Source organism: Lysobacter helvus (genome assembly GCF_018406645.1).
Lineage (GTDB): Bacteria > Pseudomonadota > Gammaproteobacteria > Xanthomonadales > Xanthomonadaceae > Noviluteimonas > Noviluteimonas caseinilytica.
The window spans coordinates 2087222-2113936 of sequence record NZ_AP024546.1 but is presented as its reverse complement, the minus strand read 5'-3'; the positions used below and the strand labels follow the sequence as shown (position 1 = coordinate 2113936).

The window sequence follows — 26715 nt, the reverse complement described above, 5'->3', positions numbered from 1 at the left end:
CGTGCGGGCACGTTTCGAACTTGAGCGCGCCTCGGCAAATCTAGGCGCGCTTCCTTCGTCGTACACACATTGCGAAACGTCGCAGTCAGTGTTCTGCAGTGCCGCTCGCCGCAGCCGCGGACCAATACGTCTCTTCAAGGATGTGGTCGATGTCGCGCGAGAGACGCGAGAACCACCACGACATCGCGTGGGGGCGCAGGGCCATGTCGTGGTCGCTGGCGGCGGTGCCGGGTTCGGTGAGGCGCGTCAGCAGGCGCAAGTGATCGCGGATCTGGACCAGTTCCAGGTGCGCGTGGTCGGGGATGACGAAGACGGTGGGCGTTTCGTGCGCGCGGGGCATGTCGTGCATGGGGACCTCCGTGTTTCCGGGAAGGAAAACCTTGCGTCGCGGGTGCGACGCAAGGTGTCGGGAGGTTGAAAGACCGCTCAACTACGGCTGGGCTTATTCCCTCTTGCGAGGTCTTGTATTAGTCCCCTCCCGACGCGGAGCGATGCGCTTCCGTGTCGCGACACATGGTTGAGCGGAGCTTTCAAACTCCGTGCGCAAATCATGTCTTGCGCCCCACTCCACCCCAATCAGACAACAACGCAGCAACGGAACGACACATCGCTACATCGCTTCACCCAATCGGGAGAACCTGCTGCATTCCGGCAATCAATGCGCACTCCCGCGCGCACGCATGTCGCGATTGCCCCACAACGCCTGCGGCGTCCTCGGCGCACGCAGATGGCGATAACCGCATTCCTTGCGGATCCCCTGCAGCCCGTCCTGGTCGCCGAAGAGCTTCAGCAGCCCATGGCCTGCGTGCGCGACATCCATGACATCGCTGCACAGCGCGGCCATCGTGTCCGCCACGCGCAAGGCGAGTTGCTGCAGCACGATGTCGATCCGGCGCATGCGGTCCAGCGCCGCCAGGTCGGCGAGTGCGCCGGCGAGGTCGAGGCCGGGCGGCACGAGGTGCGCGTTGTGCTGCAACTGGCGGATGACACAGCGGGCGAACCGCTCGCACTCCGGGCCCATCACCGGGAGTGTTTTGCGGTCGCCCGCCTCCAACGACACCAACCCGCGCAGCTGCGCCTCGATCTGCCGGACGGCCGCGAGGACGGCATCTTCCTGGTCCTGGGTGACGGTCATCGAAGCGAGGGTCTGCTGCTGCATTTGCGTACTCCAACACGGGAAACTTCGTGTCGGAGTTTTCTGCCGAAACGACGTGCGAACAATTGGGAAATGTCCCTATTAGCAATCCGCAGCGGCGACGGGTGTCCGCCGTTGATCCGTTCGTAACGCCGATCACGCCCACGAACACAATAAAAAAGCCCCGCCGCAAGGCGAGGCTTTTCGATTACAGATTTGGTCGGGGTAGCCGGATTCGAACCGACGACCACCAGTCCCCCAGACTGGTGCGCTACCAGGCTGCGCTATACCCCGGGTAGGCCGCGGATTATAGCGGCTTCGAACTCATCGGCGCAGCAGCACGAGGATTTCCTCGAGCTCCATCCGCACCTGCTTGATGATCTGCGTGCTCAGCGCACTCTCCTGCTTGGCCCCCTCGCCTTCCAGCCGCAGCCTGGCGCCGCCGATCGTGTAGCCCTGCTCGTACAGCAGGCCGCGGATCTGGCGGACCATCAGGACGTCGTGGCGCTGGTAGTAGCGGCGGTTGCCGCGGCGCTTGACGGGCTTCAGGCTCGGGAATTCGGTCTCCCAGTAACGCAGCACGTGCGGCTTCACGTCGCACAGCTCGCTCACCTCACCGATGGTGAAGTAGCGCTTGGCCGGGATGGCCGGCAATTCCTTGTTGCTGCCGGGGTCAAGCATTCCCCGCTCCCGTGTAAGCCTCGACGCGTTCCTTGAGCTTCTGGCCCGGCCGGAACGTGACCACGGTGCGCGCGGAGATCGGGATCTCTTCGCCGGTCTTGGGGTTGCGGCCCGGGCGCTGGTTCTTGCGACGCAGGTCGAAGTTGCCGAAGCCGGACAGCTTCACCTGGCGGCCGGCCTCGAGGGCCTCGCGCAGGGCATCGAAGAACGCGTCGACGAATTCCTTCGCCTCGCGCTTGTTGAGGCCGACCTCGTCGAACAACCGCTCGGCCATCTCTGCTTTGGTCAGTGCCATCTCGTCCCCCTAGACGATCAGACCCGCAACGCGGCGTGGTGGGAGTGCTGCAGCGCCGACACCACGTCGGTCACCACGGCATCCACGTCGCGGTCGGTCAGGGTGCGTGATTCATCTTGGAGAATCAAGCCCATAGCGAGACTCTTGAATCCCGATTCGACCCCCGCGCCGGCGTACCGATCGAACAGCACCAGATCGCGCAACGACGCGCCCGCGGCCGCTTCCACGGTGGCGCGCAGGTCGGCCCAGGAGACGGTTTCGGGGACGACGAACGCGAGGTCGCGGCGGACGGACGGGTACTTCGACAGCGGCCTGGCGCGCGCGATCGGCCGCGACAGCAAGGGCCCCAGCAGCAGCTCGAAGACCACCACCGGATGTTCCAGGTCCAGGGCGCGCTGCAGGGCCGGATGGAGTTGCCCGATCTCGCCGATCCGGACCTCGGTGCCATCGTCGTTGCGGCGATACACATCCGCCGAGCGGCCCGGGTGCAGCGAAGGCGTGTGCTCGGCGGGGCGACGGAACTCGAGCTTCGCGCCCGACAGCGCGGCCAGGCTTTCGATGTCGCCCTTCAGGTCGTGGAAGTCGACGTCGCGCGCCTTGCCGCCCCAGTGCTCGTCCGCCACGGGGCCGCACGCCACGCCGGCGACGAACGTCGCTTCGATCGGCGCGTCCCCGGCCTTGAACGGCTGCATGAAGATCTTGCCGAGCTCGAACAGGCGCACGCGCTTCTGCTGGCGCGCGAGGTTGCGCCCGAGGGCGGACACCAGGCCGGGCAGCAACGCCGTGCGCATCACGCCGAGTTCGGCGCTGAGCGGGTTGGCAAGGCGGACGGCGAGCTCCATCGCGTGCCACTTGGTGAGCAGCGCTTCGTCGACGAAGGCGTAGTTGACGGCTTCGAGGTAATCGCGCGAGGCCAGGTGGCGACGCACGGTGGAGGCTTCGACGCGCGTTTCCGTCGGCGCGGCCAGGCGCGTGCCGCCGCCGGGGAGCGTGGCGGGGATGTTGTCGTAGCCGACGATGCGCGCGATCTCTTCGATCAGGTCTTCTTCGATCGCGAGGTCGAAGCGGCGCGTCGGGGGCGTGACGGTCCAGCCGTCGTTGGACTTTGCAACGTCGAGGCCCAGCGCGCGGAGGATGCGTTCGACATCGGCGTCCGCGACTTGCATGCCAAGCACACGTGCGAGGCGTGCGCGACGCAACGTCACCGGCTTCGGCTGCGGCAGGTGTTCCGGCAACACGGCTTCGGTCACCGGGCCCGGCGCGCCGCCGGCGATTTCAACGATCAACCGCGTCGCAATCTCGATGGCCTGGCGCGGCAATTCCGGATCCACGCCGCGTTCGAACCGATGCCCCGCATCGGTGTGCAACCCAAGGCGACGCCCGCGCCCGATGATCGCGCTCGGCACCCAGTGCGCGGCTTCGAGGAACACGTTGCGCGTCGCGTCGGTCACCTTGGTGTCGGCGCCGCCCATGATGCCGCCGAGGGCGACGGCGCGGTCGTTGTCGGTGACGACGAGAAACTGGTCGTCCAGCGCGACATCGCGGCCATCGAGCAACTTCAGCGATTCATTGGCGCGCGCACGGCGCACACCGATGTCGCCCTTCAGCAGATCGCGATCGAACGCATGCATCGGCTGCCCGATTTCCAGCATCACGTATTGCGTGACGTCGACGAGCAGGCTGATCGGGCGGATGCCGCTGCGGCGCAAACGCTCGGCCATCCAGATCGGCGTGCGCTTCGTCGCGTCCACGCCTTCGATCACGCGGCCGACGAACCGCGGCACGTCGCTGCCGGCGCCGAGCGTGATCTTGAGCGCGGCGTCGTTGAGCGCGGGCATCGGCGTGGCGTCGAACGGCACGACTTCGCTGCCGAACGCGGCGGCCACGTCATACGCGATGCCGCGCACGCTGAAGCAATCGGCGCGATTGGGCGTGAGCTTGAGTTCGAAGCGCGCGTCCGGCAGGCCGAGGTAATCGGCGAGCGGCGTGCCGATCGGCGCGTCGTCGGGGAGTTCGAGCAAACCGGACGCATCGGCGTCCAGGCCGAGTTCCTTCGCCGAACACAACATGCCGTTGGAATCCACGCCGCGCAGCTTGGCGGCCTTGATCACCAGCGTGCCCACCTGCGTGCCGATGGTGGCCAGCGGCGCGACCAGACCGGGGCGCGCGTTGGGCGCGCCGCACACGATCTGCAGCATCTCGCTGCCGGTGTCGACCTTGCAGACCTGCAGCTTGTCGGCTTCGGGATGCTTCGCGCATTCGACGATGCGCGCGACGATCACGCCGTCGAGGTTGTCGCCGAGCGCTTCCATCTCCTCGACCTCGAGGCCGATGGCGGTGAGCGTGGCGGACAGTTGCTCGCGCGTGGCGTCGGTGCGCACGTGCTGGCGGAGCCAATTCTCGGGGAACTTCATCCTTGGACCCTCAAGCGAACTGGCGCAGGAAGCGCACGTCGTTGTCGAAGAAGCTGCGCAAATCGTCCACGCCGTAACGCAGCATCGCGAAGCGCTCCACGCCCAGGCCGAACGCGAAGCCGGTGTAGCGCTCCGGGTCGATGCCCACGTTGCGCAGCACGGTCGGATGGACCATGCCGCAGCCGAGCACTTCGAGCCAGCGCGTCGACCCGTCCGGCTGGTGCCAGGCGATGTCGACTTCGGCCGAGGGTTCGGTGAAGGGGAAGTAGCTCGGGCGGAAGCGCATGTCGAAGTCGCGCTCGAAGAACGCGCGGACGAATTCGGCGAGCGTGCCCTTCAGGTCGGCGAAGCTGGCGCGTTCGTCGATCAGCAGGCCTTCGACCTGGTGGAACATCGGCGTGTGCGTCTGGTCGCTGTCGCTGCGATACACCTTGCCCGCGGCGATCATGCGCAGCGGCGGTTGTTCGCCGCGCTTGATCAGGTCCTGCATGTAGCGGATCTGCACACCGGACGTGTGCGTGCGCAGCAGGCGACCATCGTCGAAATAGAACGTGTCGTGCATCGCGCGCGCCGGATGGTGCGGCGGGAAATTCAGCGCTTCGAAGTTGTGCCAGTCGTCCTCGATCTCCGGGCCGTCGGCGAGTTCGTACCCGAGGCGGCCGAAGATGTCGGCGATGCGTTCCAGCGTGCGCGACACCGGATGCAGGTTGCCGCGCGCGGCATGGCGGCCGGGCAGCGTGATGTCGATGGTTTCGGTGGCCAGGCGGGCGTCGAGCGCGGCGTCGTCGAGCGCGATCTTGCGGGCGGACAACGCCTCGCCGATCGCATCGCGCGCGCGGTTGATCGCTTCGCCGGCGGTCTTGCGTTGCTCGGGTGCCAGCGTACCCAGCGCCTTCAGTTGCGTGGTGACGCTGCCCTGCTTGCCGAGCAGCGCGACGCGCAGGTGTTCCAGCGCGTCGGGTGCGTTCGCACCGGCGATGTCGCGCAAGGCCTGTTGCAGCAGCGATTCGATTCCGTCCATCGCCATCCTTCCAGCAAATTTTTCGTGATCCCTGAAACGCAAATGGGGAAGGACTTGCGCCCTTCCCCATGCGTTGCTTCCCTTCGAAAGCCGCGCCTGGGGCGCGGACTTCGAGGTTGTTACGCCGCGAGCGCGCTCTTCGCCTTTTCAGCGAGCGCCGCAAAACCCACCGCGTCGTGCACGGCGATGTCGGCCAGCACCTTGCGGTCGAGGGTGATGCCGGCCTTCAGCAGGCCGTTCATGAAGCGGCTGTAGCTCATGCCGTTGATGCGGGCCGCGGCGTTGATGCGCGTGATCCACAGCGAACGGAAATTACGCTTCTTCTGCTTGCGGCCGATGTAGGCGTACTGCAGGGCCTTCGTGACCGCCTGCTTGGCGACGCGGAAGACCTTGCGGCGGGCGTGGTAGTAGCCCTTGGCCTGCTTCAGGATTTTCTTGTGTCGACGGCGGGCCGTCACACCACGTTTGACTCGTGCCATTTGTCAGCCCTCCTCAGAGATACGGAAGCATGCGGTCCAGACGGCCCGCGTCCTCGGCACGAACGTGGTTCGTCTGCCGGAGGTTGCGCTTCCGCTTGGTCGCCTTCTTGGTGAGGATGTGGCTCTTGTTGGCGTGGCCGCACTTGTACTTGCCGGAAGCAGTCTTCCGGAAGCGCTTGGCCGCCGCCCGATTGGTCTTGATCTTGGGCATTGGGGTATCCGTTCGAAATCTGTCACTGGCCCGGGCGGTGGCTCGCGCCACGCTTTCCGTCCTGCCCTTGCCGGTCGTAAGCCATTGATCCGGATGGATCAAGGCGGGTCCTGGTGCTGCATGAAACAACCCCGGACGAGCCGGGGCCGCGCATTATGCAGGGGCCTGCGCCCCAACACAATGAATTTGCTTGGGTTTTCCGGCCTGAATGGCCGGAACCCTCAGGTCTTCTTCTTGGGGGCGATCATCATGACCATCTGGCGGCCTTCCAGGCGCGGCCGCGACTCGATCACGATGTCCTCGCCAAGGTCGGTCTCGATCCGCTTGGCCATCTGCTGGCCCAGTTCCTGGTGGCTCATCTCGCGGCCACGGAAACGGATGTTGACCTTGATCTTGTCGCCCTCTTCCAGGAAGCGGCGCATGTTGCGCAGCTTGATCTGGTAGTCGCCCTCGTCCGTGACGGGGCGGAACTTCACTTCCTTGATCTCGACCTGCTTCTGCTTCTTCTTCGCAGCAGCCGCCTTCTTTTGCGTCTCGAACTTGAACTTGCCGAAGTCCATGATGCGGCACACCGGCGGATCGGCGTTGGGCTGGATTTCCACCAGGTCCATGCCTTCGTCCTCGGCCATCCGCAGCGCTTCGTCGCGCGTCAGGACGCCGATCATTTCGCCGTCGCTGCCGATGACGCGCACGCGGGGTACGCGGATTTCGCTGTTCTTTCGATTCTGCTTTTCGGGCGTGCTGATGTCGCAATCTCCAACGTGGAATGATCCGGCCGCGCGAGGGAACGCGACCGGGCCTTTGAATGCTTACGCTGCTGCGGATGACTCGTCGCGCAGGCGCTGCGCGAAGTCGGCGATGGACATGGTGCCCAGGTCTTCGCCACCGCGCGTGCGCACGGCGACTGCGCCGTTTTCCTTCTCGCGGTCCCCGACCACCAGCAGGTACGGCACGCGCTGCAGCGTGTGCTCGCGGATCTTATAGCCGATTTTCTCGTTCCGCAAATCGGCGTCGACCCGGAAGCCTTGATTCGTAAGGGTTTTCCGAACCTCGGCCACCCAGTCTGCCTGCGCGTCGGTGATGTTCATGACGACGGCCTGCACCGGGGCCAGCCACGGCGGGAAATGGCCGGCGTGGTGCTCGATCAGGATCCCGATGAAACGCTCCATCGACCCCACGATCGCCCGGTGCAGCATGACCGGGTGGCGCTTGGCGCTGTGTTCGTCCACGTACTCGGCGCCCAGGCGGCCCGGCATCATGAAATCGACCTGCATCGTGCCCAGCTGCCAGGTGCGGCCGATGGCGTCCTTGAGGTGGTACTCGATCTTCGGGCCGTAGAAGGCGCCCTCGCCCGGCAGTTCCTCCCATTCCACGCCGGCGGCGCGCAGGGCCGAGCGCAGGGCGTCCTCGGCCTTGTCCCAGGTGGCGTCGTCGCCCAGGCGGGGCTCGGGGCGCAGCGCGATCTTCAGCTGCACGTCCTGGAACCCGAAGCGGGCGTACACGTCCATCGCCTGCTTGTGGAAGGCGGTGACCTCGGCCTCGATCTGGTCCTCGGTGCAGAAGATGTGCCCGTCGTCCTGCGTGAAGCCGCGCACGCGCAGGATGCCGTGCAGCGCGCCCGAGGGTTCGTTGCGATGGCACGCGCCGAATTCGCCGTAGCGGATCGGCAGGTCGCGGTAGCTGTGCAGGCCGTGGTTGAACACCTGCACGTGGCCCGGGCAGTTCATGGGCTTGACCGCGTACGTGCGCTTCTCCGATTCGGTGAAGAACATGTTGCTCTGGTAGTTGTCCCAGTGGCCCGAGCGCTTCCACAGCGACACGTCGAGGATCTGCGGGCAACGTACTTCCTGGTAGCCGCTGTCGCGGTACACGCCGCGCATGTACTGCTCGACGACCTGCCAGATCGACCAGCCCTTCGGATGCCAGAACACCAGGCCCGGCGCTTCTTCCTGCAGGTGGAACAGGTCCTGCTGCTTGGCGATCTTGCGATGGTCGCGCTTCTCGGCCTCTTCCAGCTGCGTCAAATACGCCTTGAGGTCCTTGTCGTTCAACCACGCGGTGCCGTAGATGCGGCTGAGCATCTGGTTGTTCGAATCGCCGCGCCAATACGCGCCGGCCACCTTCATCAACTTGAAAGCGCGCAGCTTGTCCGTGCCCGGCACGTGCGGGCCGCGGCACAGGTCGGTGAACTCGCCCTGCGAATACAGCGAGAGGTCTTCCGTCGCGGGGATCGATTCGATGATCTCCGCCTTGAAGTGTTCGCCCATGCCCTTGAAGAACGCCACGGCGTCGTCGCGCGACTTGACGCTGCGCGACACGGGCTGCGCTTCCTTCACGATCTTCTGCATCTCCGCTTCGATCGCCGGCAGGTCTTCCGGCGTGAACGGGCGCTCGTAGGCGAAGTCGTAATAGAAGCCGTTGTCGATCACCGGGCCGATGGTGACCTGCGCGCCGGGGAACAAGCGCTGCACCGCCTGCGCCAGGAGGTGCGCCGTGGAGTGGCGCAGCACGTCGAGGGCGTCGGGATGCTTGTCGGTGACGATCTCGAGCGAGGCGTCGTGGTCGATGCGGAAACTGGTGTCCACCAGCTTGCCGTCGACCTTGCCGGCCAGCGCGGCCTTGGCCAGGCCCGCGCCGATGGAGGCGGCGACGTCGGCGACGGAAACGGGATGGTCGAAATTGCGGACGCTGCCATCGGGCAGCGTGACGGCGACGGCGTGCTGGACTTCTGCGTTCATGGCTCGGAGCACCGGGAAATGTGGCAAGGGCTGGAAACGAAAAAAGCGCCCGAAGGCGCCTGCAGACCAGCCAGCGACTCGGACGGGATCAAATGTGGGCGTCGGTAGTGCTCATGTCGCACGCTCGGCCAGCGTTTCCGCGGGCCACCTCGTTCTGTCGTTTGGATGCCACGCCGTGGAAGCGTGGTGGGCGGTACAGGTTTCGAACCTGTGACCCCTACCATGTCAAGGTAGTGCTCTACCGCTGAGCTAACCGCCCGTGTTGCCCCTCGGCGACGAAGCCGCCAAGGGGCGCGAAGTGTAGCCCAGCCCTAACGCCACCGACAACCGGTCACTGCGCCGGATCCGGGCGCAATGCACCGCCCGTCCTGCGGGACTCGACGATCCACATGCGGATCCGGGTCACGGGCAGCGAAGCGCCGGAGGCCTGGTCGACCTCGAAGTCGAAATATTCCGACCCTTCGCGCTTGTCGTCGCCCAGGATGTGGGGGGCGCTGAACTGCACGAACTGCTGCCCTTCGGGAATCGTGACCGTCCCGCTCTCCGCGTCGAAGTCCTCGCCTGCGTGCGCCGTGCCGTCCACGAGCCGGTAATGGAACGTCGTACCGCCGACGGGCGCCGGCGCGCTGAGGTACGCCGAGACGAAGAAGTAGCCGTGGTACTCCGACGTCGGCGCCTCCATGCTCCAGTTGCCGCAACACCAGCGCAGCGTGGGCAGCGTCGACAACTGGACGTCGAATGTCGTGTCCTGGCGCAGGTCGAACAGGTAGTACGAGTAAGGCAGGAACGGCTTCGCGTTGCCTGCCACCGGCAGCGCGTCCGGCATCATCACGTGCAGCGCCCCGCCCGTGACCACGCGCCACGAATAGGAGAAGTCCGGCGGCGACACGGCCACCGGGTGTTCGACCATGTGGTTGACCACGCCGTCGCGCAGGGTCAGCTGCACCGGTCCGGTGGGCAACGCCATGCCCGGCGGCGCACGCAGGCGGCCGGTCACCACGACACCGCGCTCCGCACGCAGGTCGTAGGCCGTGTCCCGGAGCACTTCGTTGAAGCGGGCACGCGGCGTGACGAACGTCGCCGCCATCGATGGTTGGATCACCAGCGGCGCGCCCGGCGAGGCGGGGATCGAATAGCGGAAATCCGGCGGCGCGACGCGCAGCACGGCGCTCGACCACGGGTTGTCGCCGATGCCGGTGACCGTCAGGTCGAACGACGTCGCAGGCGGCGTCACGTTGGCGGGAAACACCACGCGGCCCTTCACCGACGGGCGCGGATCGTCGTTGGCGATCGTGACCACGGCATCGGCATCGTGGATCGCGTACCCGGACGACGTCGCGATGTGCAGGAGCACGGTTTCGTCGGGTTCGATCGCATCGTCCGCGAGGACCTCGAACGCGAACGTCGCTTCGCGTTGTCCCTCCTCGATGACGATCGACGAGGCGTACGGCGTCGTGTAATCCACGCCCGGCGTCGCCGTGCCGCCCGTGACCGAGACCTGCACCGTGACGCCGCCGACCGGCGCCTTCGCGGAGAGCCGGATCGGCACCCAGCCCGTGCGCGTGCCGTCCGCGGCTTCGAGCATTTCCACGTCGGCGATCGACAGCGTGTTCGGCGGTCCGCGGAAGGCGGCGATGGAAGGCGCCATGCGGTTGAGGCTTTGCACGTTGTCGGTGTCGTCGGGCAGGCCGCAGGGCTGGCCGGCGCATCGCGTGGACGCGGGATTTGAGAAGAAGGGGATCGACGGCTGGCCGTGCGCGTACGCCATGATCGTCGCGAATTCCGGCGTGGCGCGCCCGAACGAATACACGTACGCCCCGTGGCTGAGGTCGCCTTCGTACGACGTCGCGGTGCCGCGGTCGTGCATGGACCCCATCAGGTGGGCGAGTTCGTGCGCCAGGGTATTCGCCCAGCACGGATCCACGTCCACGACGCTGTAGGCGTAGGTGGCCGCCAGGTTGCTGCTGCGCGCGAGCTCGGCGCCGCCGAGCCAGGCGATGCCGCAGGACCCATCGAAGTCGTGGTATGGGCGCACCAGCGTGACCAGGTCGGCGCCGTAGCTGTCGCGCATCGCCTCCAGGTCGACGCCCGGCACGCGTCCGTAGCTCATGTCGTTGAGGATCTTGCTGTTGGTGTCCGTGTCCGGCACCGCCAGTTGCTGCACGCCCACGGCGTTGAGCCGTACGCGCGAGCCGCTGTCGACGTGGCTCTGGTTGGCGACGGCGAACAGGTTCGCCATCTCGGTCTGCACGGCGGACACGCTGCCGCGCTTGGTGACGAGGTCCGGCGAATAGAACGCCAGCACGTCGATCTGCACGGGCGTGGTTTCGGGCGGCGCGGCAGCCGTCGAAATGACGGGCGTGACCACCGAAATCGGCGCATCGCCGACGAGGCGCGTGCGGCCGCGCGCGTCCGGGCGCACGCCGTCGACGACCGCGCGCGGCGGTTCGGGACTGGGGTCGCGCGGTGGCACGAGGAAGTCCGGCGCGACGTCGAGCCCCGGCTTGCCTTCGGGCACCATCCCGCCCGAAGGCGCGATGGAGACGACGCCGCCGGGACCGGTGGTCACCTGCATCGTGCGGCCGTCGGGCGTGGGCAGCACGCCGAAAACCGCGTCGCCGCCGAACGTGAGCACCATCGGCTGTGCACCGAACGGCGTCTGCACGCGCCCCACGAGCGACCAGTGCCCGTGTGCATCGGTTTCCTGGCGTTCGATGCGCACCGGATAGCTGTCGCCATCGGCGAGCGTCACGCGCAGTTCGCCATCGTGCAGCGCCCGGCGCGCCAGGCTGGCATCCAGCGCGATGCGTTGCGGGGCACGCGGTGTCGTCAATGCCGGCACGCGCAATGCGGGGCGCGACGATGACGTGGCGACGATCTCGCCGGTGCCCGCCCGAACGGGCGCTTCATTCCGATGGCCGAGTCCCCACCCGACGATCCCCACGCACGCAAACACCCCGGCCCACAGGGCCGTCCCCTTCCATCGCATCATGCGCAACATTCCCCTGGTTCCCCGCCGCGCAGGATAACGTCAGGCACCTGCGTGCGGGAGGGGCGAACTGGGACGCGCGCCCGACTTCAGGTCGCCAGGCTGGCGTCCTTGAGCTTGCGGATCTGGTCGCGCACGCGCGCGGCGTCCTCGAACTCCAGGTCGCGCGCGTGCTGGTACATCTTCGCTTCCAGCGCCTTGAGCTTCGCCGCGGCCTGCGCGGGGTTGAGCACCGTGTAGTCGGCGTTGTCCTCGGCCACGGCGGCGGCGGTGCGGCCCTTGCCCTTCTTGCGTTCGCCGCCCGGTTCGGTGCGCGCGCCTTCCAGGATGTCGACGATGGGCTTGGCGACGGAGCGCGGCACGATCCCGTGCTCGGCGTTGTATTCCACCTGGCGCGCGCGGCGGCGATCGGTTTCGTCGATGGCGTGCTGCATCGACTTGGTGATGCGGTCGGCGTAGAGGATCGCCTTGCCGCGCAGGTTGCGCGCGGCGCGGCCGATGGTCTGGATCAGCGACCCGCCGGACCGCAGGAACCCTTCCTTGTCGGCATCGAGGATCGCCACCAGCGAGACCTCCGGCATGTCGAGGCCTTCGCGCAGCAGGTTGATGCCCACCAGCACGTCGAACTTGCCGAGGCGCAGGTCGCGGATGATCTCCACGCGCTCCACGGTGTCGACGTCCGAATGCAAATACCGCACGCGGATGCCGTGTTCGCCGAGGTATTCGGTGAGGTTTTCCGCCATGCGCTTGGTCAGCGTGGTGACCAGAACTCGGTCGCCCATCGCGATGCGCAGGTTGGCTTCGCTCAACAGGTCGTCGACCTGCGTGGCGACGGGGCGGATCTCGACGACGGGATCGATCAGGCCCGTGGGGCGCACGACGAGTTCGACGACTTCCCCGTTGGATTCGCGCAATTCGTACGGGCCCGGCGTGGCGGACACGTACACGCTGCGCGGCGAACGCAATTCCCATTCCTCGAACTTCAGCGGGCGGTTGTCGAGCGCCGACGGCATGCGGAACCCGAACTCCACCAGCGTTTCCTTGCGCGAGCGGTCGCCCTTGTACATCGCGCCGATCTGCGGGACGGTCACGTGCGATTCGTCGACGATCAGCAGCGCATCCGGCGCGAGGTAATCGAACAGGCACGGCGGCGGCTCGCCGGGCATGCGCCCGGTGAGGTAGCGGGAATAGTTTTCGATGCCGTTGCAGTAGCCGACTTCCGACAGCATCTCCAGGTCGTACTGGGTGCGCTGCTGCAGGCGCTGGGCTTCGACCAGCTTGTTCTGCGCGTACAGCTGCTCCAGGCGCTCGCGCAGTTCGGCCTTGATGCCTTCCACCGCGTTGAGCACGGTGGGGCGCGTGGTGACGTAGTGCGACTTCGGGTAGATCGTGTAGCGCGGCACCTTGCGCATCACCTCGCCCGTCAGCGGATCGAAGAGGGACAGCGTTTCGATCTCGCCGTCGAACAGCTCGATGCGCAGCGCTTCCATGTCGCTTTCGGCCGGGTGCACGTCGATGGTCTCGCCGCGCACGCGGTAGTGGCCGCGCTGCAGTTCGAATTCGTTGCGCGTGTACTGCATCTCGGTGAGGCGGCGGATCAGCTCGCGCTGGTCGATGCGCTCGCCCCGCACCATGTGCAGGACCATGTTGAAGTATTCGTTCGGGTCGCCCAGGCCGTAGATCGCCGACACGGTGCACACGATGATCGCGTCGCGGCGTTCCAGCAGCGCCTTGGTGGCGGACAGGCGCATCTGCTCGATGTGTTCGTTGATCGAGCTGTCCTTCTCGATGTACGTGTCCGACGAAGGCACGTAGGCCTCCGGCTGGTAGTAGTCGTAGTAGCTGACGAAATACTCGACCGCGTTGTGCGGGAAGAACGCCTTGAACTCGCCGTACAGCTGCGCGGCCAGCGTCTTGTTGGGCGCCATCACCAGCGTGGGTTTCTGCACCGCCTGGATCAGGTTGGCGACCGTGTAGGTCTTGCCCGAACCGGTGACGCCGAGCAGCGTCTGCTTCGCCAGGCCCGATTCGAAGCCCTGCACCAATTTCTCGATCGCCTGCGGCTGGTCGCCCGCGGGCGTGTACGGCGCGACGAGCTGGAACTTCGTGTGGTCGGACGGTGGTTCGGGTCGCGGCATCGGGTGCGATCGGTTCTGGAACGGGAAGCGGGCGAGTGTAGCCCCGGGGTCATGAAGCCTGACGCGCTGGCGGGGGATCTCCTGACACGGTGTGGCAGCAATGTCCGATGGGGCGGAGGCGGCGCGGTGCGTAGCGTTCATCGGCATGAAGCCGCCCTGCCCCCGATCCCGCAACCGCTTGCCCGTCGCGGGCGTGTCGATGATCGAAGTGATGATCGCCGTCGCGGTGCTGGGGGTGCTGGCGGCCGTGGCACTGCCGGTGTTCGACGGCGCGCGCGAGGCCACGCGGAGCGGCACGGCGCAGCAGGCGCTGGCGGCGAGCGTGTTGCTGGCGGCCAGCCGGGCGGCGTCGGGCGCGCAGGACGTCGTCGTGTGCCCCGGCGTGCCGCATGCGTGCGGGGGCGGGATCGACTGGCATCGCGGGTGGATCGCCTATGCCGACGCGGATGGCGATCGCGTCCACGATGCGGGGGAATCGTTGCTGCAGCAGGTCGGGCCGCTGGGCGGCAAGGTGCGCCTGCGCAGCACGATCGGGCGCACGCGGCTGGTGTTCCAGCCCGATGGCAGCAGCGCGGGGACGAACACCACCTTCACCCTGTGCGACGGGCGCGGCACGGGGCACGCGACGGCGCTGGTGCTCAATAACGCGGGGCGATTGCGCGCTGCTGCGCCGGACGCGGGCGCGGCGCGTGCGTGCGTGGATGCGCAATGAAGCGCGCACCTGGACCGCAAAAACGAAAGGCCAGCCTGGTGGCTGGCCTTTCGCGGAATCTGGCGCCCGAAGTTGGACTCGAACCAACGACCCCCTGATTAACAGTCAAGTGCTCTAACCGGCTGAGCTATTCGGGCGGGGGCGCGTATTTTGGGCCGCCCGCCCGGGTGCGTCAATCCGTCAGATGCATGTTTCTTGCTGCATCCGCATCAGGGCGCCAGCCACGACTTGGTCCACGTGCCCGTTTCGAAGTAGTAGTTGTTGCCCTGCTTCGTGGCCGTGCACGCCGTCAGGACCGCCTTGATCGGGCTTCCCGACTGCTCCGCGAGGGTCACGGTGATCGTGCCGTTCTTCGGCAGGGCGGTGAACGAGATCGTGGTGGTTTCCGTGGCCTTCGTGTCGTTGACCGGGAGGCCGATGCTCGCGCCCGTCCCGCCGGTAACGCCAGTCACGACGTAGTTGCGGAACGAAGGCACGTCGATGTTCGCGTTCTGGCCGTTGGTGGCGATGGTGACGGCCGATCCGTTGTACGTGCACTGCACGCTGCCCAGCACGGTGCTGGCCGCGGTGGCGATCGTCGTTTCCTGCCAGTAGTGCTCGAGGCGGATCGAACCCGCCGCGGGCAGCGCGGAGTTGGTGGAGCAGCGACGGTTGCCCGAGGTCGGCTTGACGCACTCGCCGGTGTCGCTGGCGATCACGTAGAAGGCGTACGGGTTGGTGCCGCCACCGGACAGCGCGATGTAGAACTCGTCGCCGGTCGGCGGCGTGGTGGCGCCGCCCACCGTGTACGCCTGCAGGTCGCTGACCAGGGGTTCGTCGCCCAGCTTGTCGGTCGCGGCCGGGATGATCGAACTCACCGCGACGCCGGAGTTGGACGTGCGCACCGAGGCGGTGTTGTTCGACGTGCCGACCTTGACGCCGTACGCGCGACCGCCCGAAGGCTGCGACGGATTGAGCGACAGCAGGTTGCCGGTGTTGACGGCGAGCACCGTGTCGTCGGACGCATCCCAGTCGGCGATTTCGGTCATGTTGACCGTGGTGAACGGCAGGTACGGCAGCACGCAGTCCGGCAACGTGGAGCTGCCCGCGGCGCACTGGCCCTGCGCGCGCTTGTCGGCCAACGCCTTGGCCAGCGTTTCGCGTGCCTGCTTTTCAAGATGGTCGACGTACAGGCCACGGGCATGCAGGTAGCGATAGTCCGTGGTGGACGGCGTGCTGATCGTGATCGTGGCCGGGTTGTTGAGGCCGCGCGCGGAGTCGTCGTACATCGACTGCGCGTTGGTCGGCGCGCTCGCGGACGTCCCGTCGTACTGCTTGAGGTAGTCCTTGACGTAGGTGGTGTACGCCGTGGTGGCGGCGGTCGTCGGCAGGCCGGTCTTGGCCTGGACGCCCTGCACCGTTTCGGTTTCCAGCAGGCCGAACTGGCGCGAATACATGTCGGCCGCCGTGCGCCAGAACCCGTCGACGCGGATGATGCGGCACGAGTCGACGTACGTGGACGAGGTGGTGTTGCCCGCGTTGACGAGCTGGTTGGAGCCGTTGAGGTCGTACTTCTGGTACGTGGTGCCCGTGGCTTCCGGATCGAACTTCGCGTTGGTGCTGTCCGCCGGGTTGTCGTGGTGGTCGCGGCAGCATTCCTGGCACAGCGGGCTCTGCGAGACACCCGCCTTCGGGCCGGACGCGTACTGCTGGCCCGGCGCGGTGGTGGCGGTGTCCGGGATGTACACGTCGTAGCGCTTGCCGGTCCACACGGCCGGCCATTGCGACGCGCGATAGATCTCGCCGAGGTTGTTGCCGCCCGCGCCGTACTGGCACGTGCACTTGAGCACTTCGGTTTCGATGCGCTGCTGGATGACGGCCATCGTGCCCGACGGCGTGTAGGTGAGCACGTTGAACTTGGTGCCGACCAGCTGCTGGTTGTTGTTGCGGCCCACGAGTTCCGGCGTCGGGTTGGACGCGGCGGTCGAGTCACCGTTGCCCAGCGCGATCGGGATCATGCCGGCGGTGGTGGGATCGGCCTGGCGCACGACCGGCGACTTCGGCGGCGCGTTGCCGGAATTGTTGTCGACGAGCGGATTGTTGACGTCCAGCGCGAGCGGGCTGAGCGAGGTGCTCATGTTGGCGCTGCGCGCCTGGCCCTGCGCGTCGGTCCATGCCGCGGTGACGGTGATCTGCTTGAACTCCGCCTTGCTGGGCGCCACCGGCGCGCCGGCACCGAACGCGCTGCCGTTGGCGAGGCCGCCGTACTGCGTGACGGTGCGCGTGAGCGTGAGGTTGCCTAGGCCCGCTTCGCAGGCGGTCACTTCCACCGCGTTGAGCACGGTGAGGTCGGAGCAATCCGGGTTGGTCGCCGTGATCGGCGCGCCCAGCGACGCGACGGTGGTGTATGACGTGGACCGTTGCGTGTCGAGGTCCGCCTCGAGCAGCGCGACCACGCGCGACCGGATCTTGGCGTCCGCCGAGTTGCGCGCCAGCGCGCCCTGCAACGCGGCGAGCGCGAGCAGGCCGGTCGCGAGCAGCACGACGGCGAGGAGCACTTCGAGCAGCGAGAAACCGCGGGCCCGGGCGCGAAGAGTGTGTGTGCGAGTCATGTCCATGCTCCGCTCAGTAGGTCAACCGGTCGGTCCACGCGCCGGGGAGGTTGGAAGTCTTGGGCGGAATGCTGCCGGCGAAATTCTTGAACACGTCGCCGCTGTAGATGATCGCGGCGGTGCCGTTGGCCTTGTCGATCTTGCCCTGCACGACGACCGCGCCGTACACGGTGGCGCCGGCGTTCATGTCGAGCGTGGCCGTGCCGCCGGTGGCGGGATCGAGCTTGTCCGCGGTGTGGTCGTGCGCGCCGTTGAGCGGATGCTTGGCCGGCGTGGCGGCCGGCGTGCGCATGAACACCAGGCCGAACACGCGGCCCTGGATGCGCGCGTTGCCGTCGATCACCAGCACGACCGGCTTGGCCGGCGTGCCGACCTGCGTGTTGGAGCCGATGTTGCAGTTGGTCTGGCACCAGACGATGCCGGACAGCGAGGAGGACGGATAGCCGCCGCCCCACGTCTGGCTCGGATCCATCAGGCTCTGCGCCGTGCCGTCGCGCGGCAGGATGTACGTGGCGTTCTTGTAGAGGAACGCTTCGTCGGCATCCAGGTTCACCGTGGCCATCGTGGTCGGCGAGGTGTACTGCACCGCCGGGACCAGCGTTTCGCAGAAGAAGTCGCCGTTGGTGTCCATGCGTGCGTTGACGCCGAAGACGTAGCCGAACAGGTCGCACGGGAATTCGGATGCCACGACGTCCGCGTTGACGCCCTTGCCGTTGGTGCCGGTGCTGCCGTCGACGTCGAGGATGTCCATGCCCTCGTCCTGCTGGTTGCCGGACTTGTCGTAGGACAGGCTGACGTCGCCGTTGCAGCCGCAGGTGTCGCACAGCACCACGCCGCTCGTGTCGAGCGTGGGCGGCGCGTTGTTCTTGGCGCCGTAGCGGTAGAACTCGTCGGCGTAGCAGGTGTTGGGCGTACCGGTCTTGGTGATGTCCTTGCGCGTCCACACCGACACCGGCACGCCGGGGCCGCCGCCGTTGGGATTGGTGACGAGTTGCAGGCCGCCGGTGACGTCCACGCTGCCGGACGCGATGACCGGCGGCATGTTCATGTTCGGCTGGAAGATCTGGTACTGGCCCAGCATCTGCGACACGGTGGTGCGCGTGCCTTCGGTCTCCGTCTGGCCCAGGCCCGCGATGCTGACGAAGTTGTAGACGTAGGTGCTGCTCTGCTCCGACGCAACGGTGGTGCAACGCGTCGGATCGCCCGGGGCGGTCGGCAGCGCGATGCGGCACAGCACGACGCCGACGCCGTAGGCCACGTTGTTGAAGTTGCCGACGGTGGTGATGCGCGCCGGGGCGCTGCCGCCGGTCAGCACGCTGCCGAGCGGCAACATGCGCTGGTCGAGCAGGTCGTTGCTGATGCCGTCGCCGTTGACGTCGCCCGGCGTGCTGCCGTTGACCCAGTAGTACATCGTGTCGCGTCGGCCGGCGTCCGGGATGGAGCCGCACGGGAACTGCGTCTTGTCCGCCAGGTCGATGCAGCGCGCCCAGTTGCCGGACGTGGCGAGCAGCGACGTCGGCTTGAGGCGGAAGTATTCCGCGCCCTGCGAGACGCCGGCCTCGGCCACTTCGGAAATGATCTTGGCGCGCGCGTCGTTGCCCGACGAGCGTTGCTCGAACAGGCCGACGTTGAGCGTGAGCAGCGTGATCACGCTGGCCAGCAGCAACAGGATGACCGCGACGAGCAGCGCGTTGCCGCGCGCGTGGCGTTGCGGGGTGAAGTTGCGATTGCGGGTCATCGTCGACTCCTGCGATGTCTCGTGCGTGTCCATCAGGTCCCGTTGGACCGGATGGAAATGGTCTGGCGGATCGTCTTGGTGGTGATGGCCATCGACGGCGTGGCACCCATGTAGGCCGGCGGGTTGCGCAGGCGGCCCGTCATCAGGATGTCGATGCGCCGCGCGTTGCCGCCCGGGTTGGTGAAGGTGAGGCTGGTGATCTCGATGCCGTTGGTGTTGAGCACCGTGCCCGCGGCGGCGCACGTGGCGGCGGCGGCGGTGGCCTGGCGCACCAGCACGACCTTGCCCGCGTTCAACCGGATCGCGCGGAAATTGGTGGTGCCGCCGGCGATGTCTTCGGCATACGAGTAGCGCGCGCAACCCGCCGTCGAGACATCGACGTTGGAGAAGGGATTGGTGACCGTGCCGCCCTGGTTCACCGCGGCGATCGGATCGGCCAGGCCGCGCGCGCGGCGCAGGTCGTTGGCGACCAGCGACATCGTGGCGCGCAGTTCCTGGTTGAGGCGCGTGGACAGCACGGTTTCGCTGTTGGCGCGGATCAGGCTGAAGATGAAGGCGAGCACCGCGGACACCACCAGCAGGCCGAGCACGATGGCGACCATCATCTCGACCAGGGTGAAGCCGCGTGCGTTGCGCGGCGACGGAAGCGCGCGACGGATCAGCATGTCGGATACCCCAGGATGTTGCCGGACTTGCTGCAGACGGAGGCCTGGCCCAGCGGCGAGACGCTCACCGTGAGCACGTAGCGCCCCGACTGCGACGTGAGATCGAAGCTGCTGGCATCGGCATCGCCGGTGAAGGCGTCGGAGCGCGCACCGAGGCGGCCGTCGAACACGAGTTCCGACGCGGCGGAGCTGAGCGTCACGCCGGGATGCTGCACGTTGCCGATCACCATCTCGCGGCTGTCGACCATGCACGCGCTGGCCTGCGTGCAATCGCACGCGACCGGGGCACCCGTCTGGCTGCCGACGGTGGGCGTTGCCGCCTGGTTGGCGCCGAGGCACCACGTGGCGCCGGTGCCGGTGGTGGACAACGACACGCTGCGATCGAACTTGACCGCGACCTGCCGCGCCTGCCCGATCTGGTTGACCACCGAATCCGCGGCGCCGCGCACGCGCGCCTTGTCCAGATAGGTGATGAAGCTCGGTGCCGCGAGCGCGGAGAGGACGATGAAAACGGCGACCGCGACCATCAGCTCCAGGAGCGTGAAGCCGTCTTGCGCAGTACCGGATTGGCGTTGCATGGCGCGCATGGGCCGAAGCCCTCCCCCTGAGTTCGATCGCAGTCTCACGTAGGTCCCGGCCCCGTTTCCAGCGCTTACCGATGAGTGGGAAGTCCGATGGGGCCAACGGTTTTGCGCCCCGAAGGGCACCGGCGTAGCATCGCAGCGGGACTACAGGGGAAAACCGTGATGCACGCCACACGTTCGAAGGCCAGGCGCCCGAAGGGCTTTACGCTGATCGAGTTGATGATCGTGGTCGCGGTCATCGCGATCCTGGCGATCATCGCGATTCCCCAGTACGTCGAGCATGTCCGCAAGGGCAAGCGCGCGGAGGCGATGCAGGCGATCGGCGACATGCAACTGCGCGAAGAACGCTGGCGCGCCGACAACCCGACGTATGGCACCCTGGACCAGTTGACCGGCAATGCCGCGAACAGCACCGCGTACAACGCGTCGCTGAAGTACTACACGGTCAGTACGACCATCGTCGCGGCAACCGCCCCGACGACTTACGTCCTGACGGCGACCCGCAAGGGCGACCTTGCCAATGACCCCCGCTGCGCCAATTTCGTCCTCACGATGGCAGCGGGCATCGCGACCAAGGGCATGAGCGACAGCAACAACGTGGATTACTGCTGGCGCCAGTAAGCCGTAAGCCGCTAGTGGTGCCGCCGCTCGGCGGCACCTTCGCTTCAGGCCGCCACGCTCACGACAGCACGCGATAGCACGGCCGGTATTCGCCGGCGATCTTCATGCGGCGCTGTTCGACGAACGCCCGGAGCAACGCATCGAGCGCCTGCATCATGTCGGCGTCGCCGTGGATCTCGAACGGCCCGCGCTCCTCGATGCGGCGCAACCCGTCTTCCTTGACGTTGCCGGCGACGATGCCGGAGAACGCGCGGCGCAAATCCGCGGCGAGTTCGTGCGGCTTGCGCCCGTGGTGCAGGTCGAGCGCGGCCATCGCTTCGTGCGTCGGCACGAACGGCTTCTGGAATTCCAGCGGCACCGTCATCGACCAGTTGAAGTAGAACGAATCCTTGTGCGCGATGCGGTACTCGCGCACCTTGCGCACGCCCGCCGACATCCGCTTGGCCACCTTCGCCGGATCGCCCACGATAATCTCGTAGCGCGACGTGGCCGCATCACCCAGGGTAAGGCGCAGGAAGTGGTCGATCTGTTCGAAGTACGGCGCCGATGCGGTCGGGCCGGTGAGGATCAGCGGGAACGGCAGGTCCGCGTTCTCCTCGCGCAGCAGGATGCCGAGCAGGTACAGGATTTCTTCCGCCGTGCCCACGCCGCCGGGGAACACGATGATGCCGTGGCCCATGCGCACGAACGCTTCGAGGCGCTTCTCGATGTCCGGCATGATCACGAGGTGGTTGACGATCGGGTTCGGCGATTCGGCCGCGATGATGCCCGGCTCGGTGATGCCGATGTAACGCGTCTTGCGACGGCGCTGCTTGGCGTGCGCGATCGTCGCGCCCTTCATCGGGCCCTTCATCGCACCCGGGCCGCAGCCCGTGCAGATGTCCAGGCCGCGCAGGCCGAGTTCGTAACCGACCTGCTTGGTGTAGACGTATTCGTCGCGGCCGATCGAATGGCCGCCCCAGCAGACGACGAGGTTGGGATCCGTCGGATGCAGCACGCGCGCGTTGCGCAACAGGCCGAACACGGCGTCGGTGATGCCGGGGCCGCTTTCGAGGTCGCGGTCTTCGTGCAGTTCGATCGCGGTGTAGGCCAGGTCGCGCACGACGGCGAACAGCAGCTCCGCGACGCCGCGGATGATCTCGCCGTCGACGAACGCCATCGCCGGTGCGTGGTGCAGGTCGATGCGCACGCCGCGATCCTGCTGCAGCACCTGGATGTCGAAATCGGGATAGAGCTCCTGCGCCGCGCGCGGATCGTCCGACGCGCTGCCGCTGGTGAGCACGGCGAGCGCGCAGCGACGCAGCAGGTCGTGCATGCCGCCGGAGGAAGCGTCGCGCAGGCGCGCGACTTCGGCGCGCGACAACACGTCGAGGCCGCCGCGCGGATAGATGCGCGCGTTGACCGTGGGCAGGAGGGTGTCGTTGTGGACGGCCGGCTGTCCGGCGTCGGTGTGGTCGTGTGGATTCATCGGCAGGACTTTATCGCGTCGGGGCCCGGCTTGCAGCTTCCCCAACGAAAAACGGCCGGGTTTCCCCGGCCGTTTTCGTGACGCCTTGGTGCTGGATCAGAACTCGTAACGGAGCGTCACGTTCGCCGCCCAACGCTGCGACGGGTTGAAGTTCTCGTTGACCGGCAGCGGCGCCGGCGCGTAGTTGCCGAACGCGTCCAGCTGGGCATTGATGTTGTAGATGTAGTGGCCCTGCGCATCGATGCCCGCAACCGTCGCCAGCGTGCGCTCGAGCGGGAAGCTCGCGCGGTGCTCGACGCCCCAATCCTTGTTGAGCAGGTTGAGGAAGTTGAAGATGTCGAGGCGGATTTCCGCCTTGTGGCCTTCGCCGAAGCCCGGGAGCTCCTGCGCCAGCGACAGGTCGATCTGGTTCACCCACGGCGCGCGACCTTCGTTGCGGTCGAAGATGCCGCCCTGCTGGCGCACCAGCTGGTCGTTGTTCGCGATGTAGTTGAAGAACGAGTCGATCGAGGCCTGGCTGGTGCCCGGGGCGAACGACACGTCGCCGCGGTTGACCGGGATGTAGGCCAGGTCGCGGAACGAGGTGTCGCCGTTGACGTCGTTGAAGAACACCCAGCTGTACGGCGCGCCGGAGTGGCCGTCATAGAACGCCGACACGCGCGTCTTGTGCTCGCCCCAGAACGCGTGTTCCCACGTGACCTGGCCGATCAGGCGCTGCGGGATCGAGTAATTCGACGTGGCTTCGTAGTCGTCGTTCGGGTTGATCCAGTCGCGGTTGCCGTACGAGGAGCTGGCGACCGAGCTGGTGCCCGGGTTGACGTCCGTCGCGTCGCTGATCGTGTACGCCACCATGGCGGACCAATCGTTGGCGAACGGCTTCTTCCACGAGAAGGTCAGGTTTTCGGCGTGGCCCTTGTCCGTGTTGGTCAGCAGGATGTTCTGGCCGAACGAGGGGTTGGCGTTCCAGCGGGCCGGGTTGGCGCCACCGGTGCCGGTGGTCGTGCCGTTCGGGGTGCGCTGGTACGTCAGGCGACCATCCGGCAGCACGCCGGTCGGCGCGCCGAGGTTGATGTTGTCGTACTTGATGCCGTGCACGGTGTCGATGTACTGGCCTTCGACGGTGAACACCGAATCCAGGAACGGCAGCTGCATGTCGAAGCCGAGGGTGTACTTGGCGACGGTCGGCAGCTTGAAGTCCGGATCGACGACGGCGAGCGTCATCGAGGAGGTGCCCAGGCCCGGGTCGGTCAGCGTCACGCCCGGCACGGTCTGCGTGCTGCCGTTCGGGCTGAAGGGCGGCGTGACGGTCGGGGTGGCCGGGTTGAAGCGGCCGATGTCGTACGTGGACACGGCGACGCCGTTGTTCGAGTACGGGTTGGCGACCCACACGGCCGGCGTGTTCGACACGAACAGGCCTGCACCACCGCGCAGCTGCATCTTGTCGTTGATGGTGTAGTTGAACGACGCGCGCGGCTGGACGATCGAGTTGCCGTCGATCGTGCCGGTGTTCGGGTAGCCGTAGCCGCCCGTGGCCGACGCCGTGTTGGAACCGACGGCCGTGTTGGCGCGCAGGCCGCACGGGCCGAGGTCACCCAGGGTGCCCGGGGGCGCGGCGAAGCACGGGTTGTACGTCGGGTCCGGCGAGATCTTCGGCACGTCGTAGCGCAGGCCGTACTGCAGCGACAGCTTGTCGCTGGCCTGCCACGTGTCCTGCAGGAAGAAGCCGTACTGCTTCATCGTCAGCAGCGCGGCGACGTTGTTGAGCGTGTAACCCGGCGCCGGCGTGGCGAGCTGGTAACGGTTGTACACGCCGTTCTGGAAGTCGGCGAGGTTGTTGAACTCGTAGTTGCCGTTGTACTGCTGCAGGAACAGGTTGTAGATCTTGTCGCTCTGGTAATCCAGGCCACCCTTGACCACGTGGTCGCCGAGGTACCAGCTGCCCGCGAAGTAACCGTTCCAGGTTTCCACGTTGAGGCGGTTGGCGTGGGTCGGCGGCTCGGTGCCGAGGAAGATGCCCGGGCCCGTCGTGCCGTTGACGCGCACGAGCACGGCCGGCTGGTGGCCGCCGACCATCGGGTCGCGGTCCTGGTTGAATTCGCTGTAGCCCACCGACGCTTCGGTCGAGAAGTTCTCGGACCAGTCGTCGTAGAAGCTCAGGGCGTAGCTGGTCGACTTCTTGTCGAGCACGTACCAGTTGGACGACAGCGCCAGGCGCGGCGACGAACCGGTCACGGTGCCGTTGGTGACGATGGGTTCGAATTCCTTCGTCTGGCTCAGGCGCAGGCTGGCGCGGTGCGCGTCATTGATGTTCCAGTCGAACTTGACCAGGCCACGCTTGGTGTCCATGTCCGGCGCCTGGCCGTTGTCGCCCGGCGTCAGGCCGCGCGCCTGCGCGGTGGCGATGACGCTGTCGATGAAGGTCTGCGAGATGCCCGGGACCTTCAGCGTCGCGTTGGATTCGGCCGGGCCGGTGATAGAACCGATGCCGTCCTTCTTCTGCTTCTCGAGCGAGAGGAAGAAGAACAGCTTGTCCTTCACGATCGGGCCGCCGAAGGTCAGGCCGAGCGTGCGGTCCTTGTCGTAGCCTTCCCACTTCTTGCCGCTGGCGTTCTCGCCGACCATGCTCGAAGCGTTCTGGTAGACGTAATACGCCGAGCCGTGGAAGTCGTTGGTGCCCGACTTGGTGACGGCGTTGATCGTCGCGCCCACGCCGCGGCGCGTGGCCACGTCGTAGTTGGCGGTGGAGATGTTGTATTCCTGGATCGCGTCCTGCGAGATCGGCGTGCCCTTGGTCGGCAGGCCGTTGTCGTTCAGGCCGAAGGGGTCGCCGGCGTTGATCGTGTCGACGGTGATGCTGTTGTAGCGGAAGTTCTGGCCGTTGGCCGAGAACGCGCCGCGGTCGCGGTCGGTGACAACGACGCGGGGATCGGCACGCACGATGTTCTGGATCGAACGATCCGGCGACGGCATGCGGTCCATGTCTTCGCGCGACATGTTGGTGCTGATGCCCTTGTTGTCGGGCTGGAACTGCGTCGAGGCGCCGACGACGGTGATCGTGTTGAGCTGCTGCGCCGGGGCGAGCGAGAGGTCGACTTCAGCCACCTTGTCCAGGCCCAGGAACACGTTTTCCTGCGAACGCGTGCCGGCATCGGCCTTGTTCACCGTGACGGTGTACGGGCCGCCGACGCGCAGGCCGCGCGCAGCGTAACGACCGTTCGCGTCCGTGACGGCGCGGCTGACGGTGCCGGATTCGGCGTGCACGATGGTGACTTCGGCGCCGGCGACCGGCTGGCCGTCCGCACCGACGACGCGACCGCCGACACCGGCGGACGTGCTCTGCGCGAATGCGGGGGCTGCAGCGAGTGCAGCGATCAGCGCCAACGACAGCTTGGACAGCCGGACGCGGTTACGATCAGTCATCTTCTTCAAGGCCTCGGATATACGGGATGGTTTGGCGGCGTACGGGCGCAGTCCCACGCACGCAAATCCGTTTGCGAATGAGGTGGAACCTCGTGGAATCCCCGCCCTACGAGCGTCTCGTGGGGTTAACGCCAGTTTAACACCATAATTTCGGTGTGTGACTGAGCCGTGTCAGGGGGAAGACGGACCGGATTCGGGCTTGCCGAATTCAGGAAGGGCCGACCGTGCTTGAGATGTAAACCCCGAGCCCGTCCAGGAACATCTGGACCGAAATGGCGACCAGCAACATGCCCATCAGCCGCTCGACGGCGATCAGCACCCGCGTGCCCAGCCAGCGATAGAGATAGGTGGCCGAAAACAGGATCACGGCGGTCGCCACCCATGCGATCAGCAGCGCCAGGCTCCATTCCGGCAGGCGGCCCGGCTCGTTGGATCCCATCAGCATCACCGCGGCCATGCCGGACGGGCCGGCCACCAGCGGTATGGCCATCGGCACGATGAAGGGCTCGCCGCCGGGGATGTCGCCCATCAGGCCTTCGGGCCGCGGGAAGATCATCCGCAGGCCGATCAGGAACAGCACGATCCCGCCGGCGATCGACACCGACTCCTGCCGCAGGTGCATCAGCTCCAGCGCGTACTTGCCGCCCCACAGGAACACCATCAGCACGCCGAGCGCGATGAGCAGCTCGCGCCCCAGCACCACGCGGCGGCGGGCTTCCGGCAACGGCTTGAGCAAGCCCAGGAACACCGGGATGTTGCCCAGCGGATCCAGGATCAGGAACAGCAGCAGCGCGGCGGAGGCGATGGTCATCGGT

21 protein-coding genes and 3 tRNA genes are annotated in these 26715 nt (G+C 66.8%); 2 read left to right on the top strand and 22 right to left on the bottom strand.

Annotation, left to right across the window (positions count from 1 at the left end):
• Positions 1 to 85: 85 nt before the first annotated feature.
• The 14 genes from LYSHEL_RS10260 to uvrB form a co-directional block, all read right to left on the bottom strand.
• Positions 86 to 349 (bottom strand): XAC0095 family protein, encoded by a 264-nt coding sequence (locus LYSHEL_RS10260; protein WP_213433947.1) that lies wholly within the window; start codon positions 347 to 349, stop codon positions 86 to 88.
• Positions 350 to 655: 306 nt separating this feature from the next.
• Positions 656 to 1159 carry a hypothetical protein gene (locus tag LYSHEL_RS10255; protein ID WP_213433946.1) on the bottom strand — a complete coding sequence of 168 codons (504 nt, stop codon included), beginning with the start codon at positions 1157 to 1159 and terminating at the stop codon, positions 656 to 658.
• 193 nt (positions 1160 to 1352) lie between these two features.
• Positions 1353 to 1429, bottom strand: a tRNA-Pro gene (locus LYSHEL_RS10250).
• A gap of 30 nt (positions 1430 to 1459) precedes the next feature.
• Positions 1460 to 1816: a MerR family transcriptional regulator gene (locus LYSHEL_RS10245; RefSeq protein WP_213433945.1), complete on the bottom strand. Its 357-nt coding sequence runs from the start codon at positions 1814 to 1816 to the stop codon at positions 1460 to 1462.
• Entirely contained in the window at positions 1809 to 2111 is a 303-nt protein-coding gene (locus tag LYSHEL_RS10240) for an integration host factor subunit alpha (RefSeq protein WP_213433944.1), read from the bottom strand. Before LYSHEL_RS10240 ends, LYSHEL_RS10245 begins: the two co-directional genes overlap by 8 nt.
• A 17-nt stretch (positions 2112 to 2128) precedes the next feature.
• A complete protein-coding gene (gene pheT / locus LYSHEL_RS10235) occupies positions 2129 to 4525 on the bottom strand; it encodes a phenylalanine--tRNA ligase subunit beta (RefSeq protein WP_213433943.1) in 2397 nt (798 codons plus the stop codon).
• Between the two features lie 10 nt (positions 4526 to 4535).
• Positions 4536 to 5546, bottom strand: coding sequence for a phenylalanine--tRNA ligase subunit alpha (pheS, locus tag LYSHEL_RS10230; RefSeq protein WP_213433942.1), 1011 nt, complete (start codon positions 5544 to 5546; stop codon positions 4536 to 4538).
• A gap of 119 nt (positions 5547 to 5665) precedes the next feature.
• Complete coding sequence (gene rplT, locus LYSHEL_RS10225; protein WP_036169932.1) at positions 5666 to 6025, bottom strand: 50S ribosomal protein L20; 360 nt, start codon at positions 6023 to 6025, stop codon at positions 5666 to 5668.
• 13 nt (positions 6026 to 6038) lie between these two features.
• The gene (rpmI, locus tag LYSHEL_RS10220; RefSeq protein ID WP_027083463.1) at positions 6039 to 6236 is read right to left on the bottom strand and encodes a 50S ribosomal protein L35; all 198 of its coding nucleotides are present in this window, start codon (positions 6234 to 6236) and stop codon (positions 6039 to 6041) included.
• 221 nt (positions 6237 to 6457) lie between these two features.
• The gene (infC, locus tag LYSHEL_RS10215) at positions 6458 to 6982 is read right to left on the bottom strand and encodes a translation initiation factor IF-3 (protein WP_213437772.1); all 525 of its coding nucleotides are present in this window, start codon (positions 6980 to 6982) and stop codon (positions 6458 to 6460) included.
• A 63-nt stretch (positions 6983 to 7045) separates the two neighbouring features.
• Positions 7046 to 8974: a threonine--tRNA ligase gene (gene thrS / locus LYSHEL_RS10210; protein WP_213433941.1), complete on the bottom strand. Its 1929-nt coding sequence runs from the start codon at positions 8972 to 8974 to the stop codon at positions 7046 to 7048.
• A 184-nt stretch (positions 8975 to 9158) separates the two neighbouring features.
• Positions 9159 to 9233: transfer RNA gene (locus LYSHEL_RS10205), tRNA-Val, on the bottom strand.
• A gap of 72 nt (positions 9234 to 9305) precedes the next feature.
• The gene (locus LYSHEL_RS10200) at positions 9306 to 11966 is read right to left on the bottom strand and encodes a reprolysin-like metallopeptidase (protein ID WP_213433940.1); all 2661 of its coding nucleotides are present in this window, start codon (positions 11964 to 11966) and stop codon (positions 9306 to 9308) included.
• An 86-nt stretch (positions 11967 to 12052) separates the two neighbouring features.
• Positions 12053 to 14101: an excinuclease ABC subunit UvrB gene (gene uvrB, locus LYSHEL_RS10195; RefSeq protein WP_213433939.1), complete on the bottom strand. Its 2049-nt coding sequence runs from the start codon at positions 14099 to 14101 to the stop codon at positions 12053 to 12055.
• 145 nt (positions 14102 to 14246) lie between these two features.
• On the opposite strand from uvrB, the gene LYSHEL_RS10190 reads away from it, so the two are divergent.
• On the top strand, positions 14247 to 14813 hold the full coding sequence (locus LYSHEL_RS10190) for a GspH/FimT family protein (protein ID WP_213437770.1): 567 nt from the start codon (positions 14247 to 14249) through the stop codon (positions 14811 to 14813).
• A gap of 60 nt (positions 14814 to 14873) precedes the next feature.
• Here the strand turns inward: LYSHEL_RS10190 and LYSHEL_RS10185 are convergent.
• From LYSHEL_RS10185 to LYSHEL_RS10165, 5 genes are all read right to left on the bottom strand, one after another.
• Positions 14874 to 14950 (bottom strand) — tRNA-Asn (locus tag LYSHEL_RS10185).
• 72 nt (positions 14951 to 15022) lie between these two features.
• On the bottom strand, positions 15023 to 17404 hold the full coding sequence (locus LYSHEL_RS10180) for a prepilin-type N-terminal cleavage/methylation domain-containing protein (protein WP_213433938.1): 2382 nt from the start codon (positions 17402 to 17404) through the stop codon (positions 15023 to 15025).
• A 13-nt stretch (positions 17405 to 17417) separates the two neighbouring features.
• The gene (locus LYSHEL_RS10175; RefSeq protein WP_213433937.1) at positions 17418 to 19142 is read right to left on the bottom strand and encodes a PilX N-terminal domain-containing pilus assembly protein; all 1725 of its coding nucleotides are present in this window, start codon (positions 19140 to 19142) and stop codon (positions 17418 to 17420) included.
• A gap of 32 nt (positions 19143 to 19174) precedes the next feature.
• Positions 19175 to 19807 (bottom strand): prepilin-type N-terminal cleavage/methylation domain-containing protein, encoded by a 633-nt coding sequence (locus LYSHEL_RS10170; RefSeq protein ID WP_213433936.1) that lies wholly within the window; start codon positions 19805 to 19807, stop codon positions 19175 to 19177.
• The gene (locus LYSHEL_RS10165) at positions 19801 to 20394 is read right to left on the bottom strand and encodes a prepilin-type N-terminal cleavage/methylation domain-containing protein (protein ID WP_213433935.1); all 594 of its coding nucleotides are present in this window, start codon (positions 20392 to 20394) and stop codon (positions 19801 to 19803) included. Before LYSHEL_RS10165 ends, LYSHEL_RS10170 begins: the two co-directional genes overlap by 7 nt.
• A 216-nt stretch (positions 20395 to 20610) precedes the next feature.
• Between LYSHEL_RS10165 and LYSHEL_RS10160 the strand changes: the two genes are divergently transcribed.
• Complete coding sequence (locus LYSHEL_RS10160) at positions 20611 to 21012, top strand: type IV pilin protein (RefSeq protein WP_279640118.1); 402 nt, start codon at positions 20611 to 20613, stop codon at positions 21010 to 21012.
• Positions 21013 to 21070: 58 nt separating this feature from the next.
• Here LYSHEL_RS10160 and ppnN read toward each other — a convergent pair whose 3' ends face one another.
• The 3 genes from ppnN to LYSHEL_RS10145 all read right to left on the bottom strand — a co-directional run bounded on the left by ppnN (position 21071) and on the right by LYSHEL_RS10145 (position 26711).
• Positions 21071 to 22480, bottom strand: coding sequence for a nucleotide 5'-monophosphate nucleosidase PpnN (ppnN, locus tag LYSHEL_RS10155; RefSeq protein ID WP_213433934.1), 1410 nt, complete (start codon positions 22478 to 22480; stop codon positions 21071 to 21073).
• 96 nt (positions 22481 to 22576) lie between these two features.
• Positions 22577 to 25900: a TonB-dependent receptor gene (locus tag LYSHEL_RS10150; protein ID WP_213433933.1), complete on the bottom strand. Its 3324-nt coding sequence runs from the start codon at positions 25898 to 25900 to the stop codon at positions 22577 to 22579.
• A gap of 208 nt (positions 25901 to 26108) precedes the next feature.
• Positions 26109 to 26711 carry a MarC family protein gene (locus LYSHEL_RS10145; RefSeq protein ID WP_213433932.1) on the bottom strand — a complete coding sequence of 201 codons (603 nt, stop codon included), beginning with the start codon at positions 26709 to 26711 and terminating at the stop codon, positions 26109 to 26111.
• Positions 26712 to 26715 lie beyond the last annotated feature (4 nt).